Source organism: uncultured Agitococcus sp., from assembly GCF_937920075.1.
Lineage (GTDB): Bacteria > Pseudomonadota > Gammaproteobacteria > Pseudomonadales > Moraxellaceae > Agitococcus.
Map to the genome: position 1 here is coordinate 1 of NZ_CALETI010000297.1, position 5,475 is coordinate 5,475.

The following is a 5,475-nucleotide window of genomic DNA, read 5'->3' on the forward strand; positions in this document are numbered from 1 at the left end:
GCTTGCGTTATTTATTGGTTGATGGTCAAGGTAACTTCGGTTCGGTAGATGGTGACGCGCCTGCTGCGATGCGTTATACCGAAGTGCGTATGACCCGTTTGGCACACGATTTATTGGCTGACCTCGAAAAAGAAACCGTCGATTGGTTGCCCAACTATGATGGCAGCGAAATGATTCCTGCGGTGTTACCAACCCGTATTCCTAATTTGCTGGTTAATGGTTCATCAGGTATTGCGGTGGGGATGGCCACCAATATTCCGCCACACAACATTACCGAAGTGATTAATGCTTGTTTGGCTTATGTTGATAATAATGACATTACTGTTGATGGTTTGATGCACTATGTGACTGGCCCAGACTTTCCAACAGGCGGCATTATTAATGGTCGTAGTGGCATTGTTGATGCATATCGTACGGGTCGTGGCCGCATTTTAATTCGTGCCAAGTATCATATTGAAACCGATAGCAAAACCTCTCGTCATACGGTGGTGTTTACCGAAATTCCTTATCAGCTTAACAAAGCCCGCGTGATTGAAAAAATTGCCGAATTAGTCAAAGACAAAAAGATTGAAGGCATTAGCGAACTACGTGACGAGTCTGACAAAGATGGTATGCGTATTGTTATTGACTTAAAACGTGGTGAAAACCCCGAAGTATTAGTCAATAACTTATTTGCTCAAACACCGTTAGAGTCTTCTTTTAGCTTTAATATGTTGGCTCTACAAGATGGTCAGCCACGCATTTTAAATTTACGCGATTTGATTGCTGCTTTTGTGCGTCATCGTCAAGAAGTTGTTACCCGTCGTACCGTTTTTGAATTACGCAAAGCGCGTGAACGCGGTCATATTGTTGAAGGTTTAGCGGTTGCTTTAGCCAATATTGATGAAATTATTCAATTAATTAAAACTTCGGCAACAGGTGCACAAGCCAAAGAGCGTTTACTCGAAAAAGTCTGGCAAGAAGGTGGCGTTTTAGCCTTGTTAGAGCGTGCAGGTGATAAAAATGCCTGTCGTCCTGAAACCTTAGCTGAATATTTAGGTTTGGTTGAAAATGGCTATAAATTATCGCCCGAACAAGCCCAAGCGATTTTAGATTTACGTTTACACCGTTTAACAGGTTTAGAACAAGATAAACTCTTAGCAGAATACGAAGAATTATTAGGCAAGATTGCTGAATTATTAGCGATTTTAGCCGATTCTAATTTGTTGATGGATGTGATTCGTGGCGAGTTAAAAGAAGTTTTAGCCACTTATGGCGATGGTCGTAAAACCGAAATTATTGCCTCTCGTTTAGATTTAAGCCGTGAAGATTTAACACCAGACGAGCAAGTGGTTTTAACCATTTCGCATACAGGTTATGCCAAAACGCAGCCTTTAAGTGATTATAAAGCACAAAAACGTGGTGGTCGTGGTAAATCTGCAACTAGCATGAAAGATGAAGATTATATTGAACATTTATTGGTGGCTAGCACTCACGACACTGTATTGTGTTTTACCTCTTTAGGTCGTGTGCATTGGATTAAAGTGTATGACTTGCCACAAGCTGGCCGTGGTTCAAAAGGCAAGCCATTAGTTAACTTGTTGCAATTAGCCAATGACGAAAAAGTTACCGCTATTTTACCATTGCGTGAATATGCCGAAGGTCAATATATCTTCATGGCAACCGCCGATGGTACGGTAAAACGCGTGGAATTATCTGCATTCTCTCGTCCACGTAGCTTAGGTTTAAATGCCATTAATTTAGAAGGTGATAACACCTTAATTGGTGTGGCTGTCACGGATGGTCAACAAGACATTATGTTGTTTAGCAATCAGGGTAAAGCGATTCGCTTTAGAGAAACTGATGTTCGTGCTATGGGACGTAATGCCACAGGTGTACGTGGTATGCGTTTACCTGTTGGTGCTCATGTTGTGTCGATGTTGGCAACATCCGAACTTGCTGAAAATGCGGCATTATTAGCAGATAGCGAATTGGCCGAAGGTGAAGAAGCTGTAGAAGTTGTTGAAACCCCTGATGTTGAAGAAAATGACAGCGAAGAAGTGGTGTTAAAAGCTGGCCAAGCACAAGTATTAATTGCTTGTGCTAATGGTTATGGCAAACGTACGCCTGTCAGCAAATTTACCTTGCGTAAACGTGGTGGACAAGGCGTATTAGCGATTCAAACCAGTGAGCGTAATGGCGAGTTGGTTGCCGCTGTGCAAGCAGGCGAAGGCAAAGACTTATTATTAATTTCGGATATGGGTACGTTGGTACGTACTCGTATTGATGAAGTATCCGTCATGTCTCGTAGTGCACAAGGTGTTACGCTCATTAGATTAAGTAATGATGAGCAGTTGGTGGCGGTAGTCAGTCTTGATGCACCCGAAGAAGAGGTGATTGAGGCGGACAACACCGAAGAAGTGGTAGTTGCAACAGAAACAGTCGTAGCGAGCACTGACGAACAAGCTGAAGCGGTTTAATGATTTAAGTTTGACAGAGCCTCTGTTAGAGGCTCAATGAGTTAAGGTATTTTCATGAGAGCATATAACTTTTGTGCAGGTCCAGCTGCATTACCCGAAGCCGTTTTAAAACAAGCCCAAGCCGAATTGGTTGACTATCAAGGCAAAGGTTTATCGGTGATGGAAATGAGTCACCGTAGTGCGGATTATGTTGCGATTGCTGAACAAGCAGAGCAAGACTTACGTGATTTATTAAATGTGCCCAGTAACTACAAAGTGTTATTTTTACAAGGCGGTGCATCACAACAATTTGCCATGATTCCGATGAATTTGTTGCGTGGTAAAACTTCTGCCGATTATGTTAATACCGGTATGTGGTCTGATAAAGCCATTAAAGAAGCCAAAAAATTCTGCCAAGTCAATGTGGTTGCTAGTGATGAAGCCAATAACTTCCGCGCAGTGCCAGCCTTTGAATCATGGCAACGTAATGCTGATGCCGCTTATTTGCACTATACCCCAAATGAAACGATTCATGGTGTGCAATTTGACTTTATTCCTGAGGTGGGTGATGTGCCGTTAGTGGCCGATTATTCGTCGATTATTTTGGCTGAACCCTTAGACGTGTCTAAGTTTGGCCTCATTTATGCGGGCGCACAAAAAAATATTGGCCCCGCAGGTTTGGTAGTTGTGATTGTGCGTGAAGACTTATTGGGGCAAACCATCAAAGGCACACCAACCATGCTTGATTACAAAATCCATGCTGATAATGGCTCTATGTATAACACGCCATCAACTTATGCGTGGTATTTGTCTGGTTTAGTGTTTCAGTGGTTAAAAACTCAGGGTGGCCTAGAAAAAATGGCCGAAATTAACCGTCGTAAAGCCACAAAATTGTATGCAGCAATTGATGGTAGTGGTGGTTTTTATGCAAACCCTGTCGCAATTGCCAACCGCTCAATGATGAATGTGCCATTCACCTTAGCAGATAGCAGTTTAGACAAAGCTTTCTTAAAAGAAGCCGAAGCTAATCAATTATTAAACTTAGCAGGTCATCGCTCTGTCGGTGGTATGCGTGCAAGTATCTATAATGCCGTTCCCGAAGAAGGCATTGATACCTTAGTGAGTTTTATGCAAGACTTTGCTAAACGTCATGGTTGATGCACAAACATAAAAAAGGGGCTTACAAGCCCCTTTTTTATTCGACAAAAGTAAATGGAATGGGAGTTTGAGCCTCATTATATTTAGGAAGATTTATCATACGACGCAAACCCATCATATTGGCATAAGGGCCTTTACCTTGAATAAAGTTAACAGTCCAAGAAGGAGCATTGCCACCGGGATTCACAAAACCTTCAGCTTCGAGTAAAACTTGATTATTACCAACAGGGGTCCAACGGGCAATATAATTTTCTGCTTCCATACGCACATAAGGAGGGATGACAGGCAAGTAAGTCGGTAATGCTTCCATTTTAATTTGTACATACGGTCTTTTTTTGGTCATTGGCTCAATAACAGCACGCATAATCACATCACGGTCAGGATTGCCGTAAGGTGCATCATGAACCATATAAAAAATGTATTCTTTATCGGACACTTTTTTGAGCAGCTTAGTTTCTAAAGTGGCAAAATACCAACGACTATAATTTTCAATATCAGATTGAATTCTTGATAAGGTTTCAATGTTGGTGTCTAAAAGGGCTTCAACTTTAAAGGAGCGGATTTTTTGTCCATCTTCATTTTTAATATAGACTTTAATATCATGTCGTTTGTCATGTTTAGATAAACGCCATTCATTTTTTGAGTAGTTATTTTCTCTAAGATCATCTAATGCGTTTTCAGCAAAAGCATGATTATTTATTGTAAAACCTAATAAGGCAATCAATGGGTATTTGATGCTCTTCATAATATCCTCTCTTTTTAGTACTAGGGTGGTGCTATTACTTTTATGCTCTGTATAAAGCTTTAATTGTTTATCCAGATAGATATCATGCTAACGAGTAAAAAACTCTTGACTCCTTTCAGGCAATGATGGGGGCTTTAAACCCCCTTATATCTATTCAAAAAATGTGTATGGCAATGGCGTTTTGGCATTACGATATTGTGGTAACTCAACCATTCTACGCATGCCCATCATATTGGTATATGGTCCTTTACCTTGGACAAAGTTAACCGCCCAAGAAGGCGCTACTCCACCTGGATCAATATAACCTTCAGCCTCTAATAAAGTACGTTCTTTGCTAATTGGGCTGATTTTAATGACATAATTTTCAGCTTGCATACGTACATAGGGCGCTTTGGCAGGAATAAAATCAGGTAGAGCATTCATTTTGACAACAATAAATGGCTTATGAGAGGTCATCGGTTCAATAGTGGCTTTTAGCACAACATCACGATCAGGCATACCAACAGGGGCATCATGAACCATATAAAAAATGTACTCTCGGTCAGACACTTTACGTAAAAGCTTAACTTCTAATACCTCAAAATACCATTTAATATAATTTTCAACATCGCCTTGAACACGTGCAACCGTTTCTATGGGGGCATCAAATGCAGCCTCAACACGGAAAGAGCGAATGCTTTTGCCTTCTTCATTTTTGATAAAAACTTTAATGTCATGGCGTTTATCATTCTTTGACAAACGCCAATCAGAACTTACATTATCACTTCGTAAATCTTCAAAGTCTTTATCTGCTGCACTAACGGTTGTTGCAACACTAAGTATGAAAAAAGGTATACAAAGCTGTTTTATTATTTTCATTCTTCTCCCCCAAGAAATGAATTATTCAAAAAAAGTATACGGTAAAGGCTCTTTGCTGTCCGCATATTGAGGCAACAGAGACATACGTCTAATACCCATCATATTGGTGTAAGGTCCTTTACCACTAACAAAATTGATAGCCCAAGCAGGTGATGAACCACCAGGATTAATAAAGCCTTCTACCTCTCGTAATGTTTGTGTTTTACTGAGTGGTGTATAGCGTACGATATAGTTTTCGGCCTCCATGCGAATAAAAGGCGGACGAGGCGGCATATA

At 40.7% G+C, this 5,475-nt stretch carries 5 protein-coding genes; 2 read left to right on the top strand and 3 right to left on the bottom strand.

Features of this window, described 5'->3' with window-relative positions; all coding sequences use genetic code 11:
- Positions 1–2,459 (top strand): DNA gyrase subunit A (gene gyrA / locus Q0212_RS10390; protein ID WP_297925158.1); only part of this gene is annotated, 2,459 nt, incomplete at its 5' end.
- Positions 2,460–2,513: 54 nt separating this feature from the next.
- Positions 2,514–3,596, top strand: coding sequence for a 3-phosphoserine/phosphohydroxythreonine transaminase (gene serC / locus Q0212_RS10395; RefSeq protein WP_297925159.1), 1,083 nt, complete (start codon positions 2,514–2,516; stop codon positions 3,594–3,596).
- Positions 3,597–3,633: 37 nt separating this feature from the next.
- Here serC and Q0212_RS10400 read toward each other — a convergent pair whose 3' ends face one another.
- The 3 genes from Q0212_RS10400 to Q0212_RS10410 all read right to left on the bottom strand — a co-directional run.
- Positions 3,634–4,341, bottom strand: a complete 708-nt coding sequence (locus Q0212_RS10400; RefSeq protein WP_297925161.1) for a hypothetical protein — start codon at positions 4,339–4,341, stop codon at positions 3,634–3,636.
- A gap of 150 nt (positions 4,342–4,491) precedes the next feature.
- Positions 4,492–5,199 carry an START domain-containing protein gene (locus Q0212_RS10405; RefSeq protein WP_297925163.1) on the bottom strand — a complete coding sequence of 236 codons (708 nt, stop codon included), beginning with the start codon at positions 5,197–5,199 and terminating at the stop codon, positions 4,492–4,494.
- Between the two features lie 21 nt (positions 5,200–5,220).
- The coding region (locus Q0212_RS10410; RefSeq protein WP_297925166.1) for a hypothetical protein at positions 5,221–5,475 on the bottom strand (255 nt) is incomplete at its 5' end.